Origin of the sequence: Protofrankia sp. Cr1, assembly GCF_963555865.1 — a bacterium.
Classification (GTDB): domain Bacteria; phylum Actinomycetota; class Actinomycetes; order Frankiales; family Frankiaceae; genus Protofrankia.
In genome coordinates this window covers 1,857-4,132 of record NZ_CAUVXO010000203.1, presented here as the reverse complement: position 1 = coordinate 4,132, position 2,276 = coordinate 1,857, and the positions used below count along the sequence as shown (strand labels likewise).

Below are 2,276 nucleotides of genomic sequence, written 5' to 3'. Positions count from 1 at the left end.
CTCGATGGGCCGCTCGCCACGTAAGGACCTGCTCGCCGGACTTACCGTGGCGGTGGTGGCCCTACCCCTGGCGTTGGGGTTCGGGATCTCCTCCGGGCTCGGTGCCCAGGCGGGACTTGCCACCGCAGTGGTCGCGGGCGCCCTTGCCGCGATCTTCGGCGGATCCAATCTGCAGGTCTCGGGACCAACCGGCGCTATGACCGTGGTGTTGGTACCGATTGTCCACACCTACGGTCCCAGCGGAGTGCTCACCGTCGGGCTGCTGGCGGGGTTGCTGCTGGTGACCCTCGCATTGGCGAAGGTCGGCGGCTACATGCGCTATGTGCCGGCGCCGGTGGTGGAGGGTTTCACCGTGGGGATCGCCGCCGTCATCGCCCTCCAACAGGTACCCGCGGCGTTCGGGGTGAAGGCCCCACCCGGGGACAAGGTCGTCGTGGTGGCCGCACGTGCCGTCATCGACTTCGCCGGACATCCGCACTGGGCGGCCGTGGTCCTGGCCGGCACGGTCATCGCGGTCATGCTGGCCGGGGGCCGGTGGCGGCCGACGGTGCCCTTCTCCCTCGTCGCGGTTGTCGCGACAACCGTCGCAGCGCAGGCCGCGCACCTGCCGGTGGCGCGCATCGGCCACCTGCCGGCCGGGCTACCCACCCCCTCGCTGGGCTTCCTGGACCCTTCCGCAGTGCCGGGACTGCTGCCTTCGGTGGTCGCGGTCGCCGCACTCGCCGCGCTGGAGTCACTGCTGTCGGCGACGGTGGCGGATGCGATGAGCGTGTCCGATCGCCATGACCCGGACCGGGAGTTGTTCGGTCAGGGCGTGGCCAACCTGGCCGCGCCGCTGTTCGGCGGGGTTCCCGCCACCGCTGCGATCGCCCGCACCGCGGTCAACGTCCGTTCCGGCGCGGTGTCCCGACTGGCCGCCCTCACCCATGCGGTCGCGCTCGCGGTCATCGTGTTCGCCGCGGCCCCCCTGGTCGGACGCATCCCGCTGGCGGCGCTTGCCGGGGTGCTGCTGGCTACGGCCGTACGCATGGTCGAAGTCGGCTCGGTTCGGGTGCTGGCGCGTGCGGACCGGGGCGACGCCGCGGTACTGGTGCTGACAGCGCTGGCCACCCTGGCGCTGGACCTGGTCGTCGCAGTGATAGCCGGCCTGGTCGTGGCCGGAGCGTTGGCGCTACGCCAGGTTGCCAGGGCCGCGCGGGTCGAACAGGTCGCCCTGGACGACGGCCTGTCACCAACCGACCACCACGCAGAAGAACAGGCCCTGCTCGCGCGGCACATCGTGGCATACCGCATCGACGGGCCGGTGTTCTTCGCCGCCGCGCACCGCTTCCTCCTGGAACTCACCGACGTGGCCGATGTCCTGGTCGTCATCCTGCGGATGTCCCGCGTCACTGCGATCGACTCCACCGGAGCCCTGGTCCTCAAGGATGTGATCACCAAACTGGAACGCCGTGGCATCTGCGTCCTGTTGTCCGGTATCAGGCCCGGTCATCAGCAGGTGCTGTCCACCTTCGGCGTCGCCGAGCACCTGCGCCGCGACGGGCTGCTGTTTCCCGACACCCCCGCCGCGATCGCGCACGCCCTGCTCCTGGCGCCGGATGTGTTGTCGAATCCGCGTGCGGCGCTCTCCCAGCCGCAGGTGGAGGGGACATGCTGATTCCCAGCCCGACCGGAGTGAATCCCGCGTACAGCATCCAGATCCGTGTCCCGGCCCGGGCGGTGAGCGAGGTCCAGTCGGTCATCGCCGACGCGCCCGGTACCGTCACCGTTCAGGCGGACGAACCCGACCCGGACGGTGCGCACCGTATCATCCTAGATGCGGACAGTGCACGCACCCTGACCTGGCTGACCGCCGCGCTGCGCCGCCGCCTGGGCACCGACCTGTTCCACGCCGAAGACCTCGTCTTCGCGACCGCCTCCACGGGCAAGCTCGCCCAGCAGGTGCGTGCGGCCGTCACCACCGGTCATGACGTCGCGCTGCTGGACGCTGACGCCGACCGCCGGGTGATCACCCATCTCGCCGCCCATCCACGCCATACCGACCGCTACACGGGCCGCTCCCGGCGGATTGCGCTGCTCACCGACGCCAGTGCCGTCCTGGACTTCGAGCCGATGCCCGCCGAGACGGCTCTGCCGGCGGTCGAGTCCCAGGCCGTCCACCTGCAGCGGGCAACCGGCCTGGACGTCATTCCGCTGCCGGTCGCCACGCGCGGCGCCGACGAGCTCGCGACCGTCATCCGGATGTTGGCTCCGGGCTTCGCCGCGACCGTCCTCGT

At 70.9% G+C, this 2,276-nt stretch carries 1 protein-coding gene and 1 pseudogene; both read left to right on the top strand.

The window, feature by feature from the left end:
* Nucleotides 1-4 precede the first annotated feature (4 nt).
* The gene (locus tag U9980_RS16070; RefSeq protein WP_416210291.1) at nucleotides 5-1,657 is read left to right on the top strand and encodes a SulP family inorganic anion transporter; all 1,653 of its coding nucleotides are present in this window, start codon (nucleotides 5-7) and stop codon (nucleotides 1,655-1,657) included.
* A pseudogene (locus U9980_RS16065) lies at nucleotides 1,651-2,276 on the top strand (malic enzyme-like protein); the annotation flags it as partial. The gene U9980_RS16070 and the pseudogene U9980_RS16065, both read left to right, overlap by 7 nt.

Coding starts and splice junctions, on each gene's coding strand:
- U9980_RS16070 (WP_416210291.1), top strand. CDS start 5: ATGGGCCGCTCGCCACGTAAGGACCTGCTCGCCGGACTTACCGTGGCG.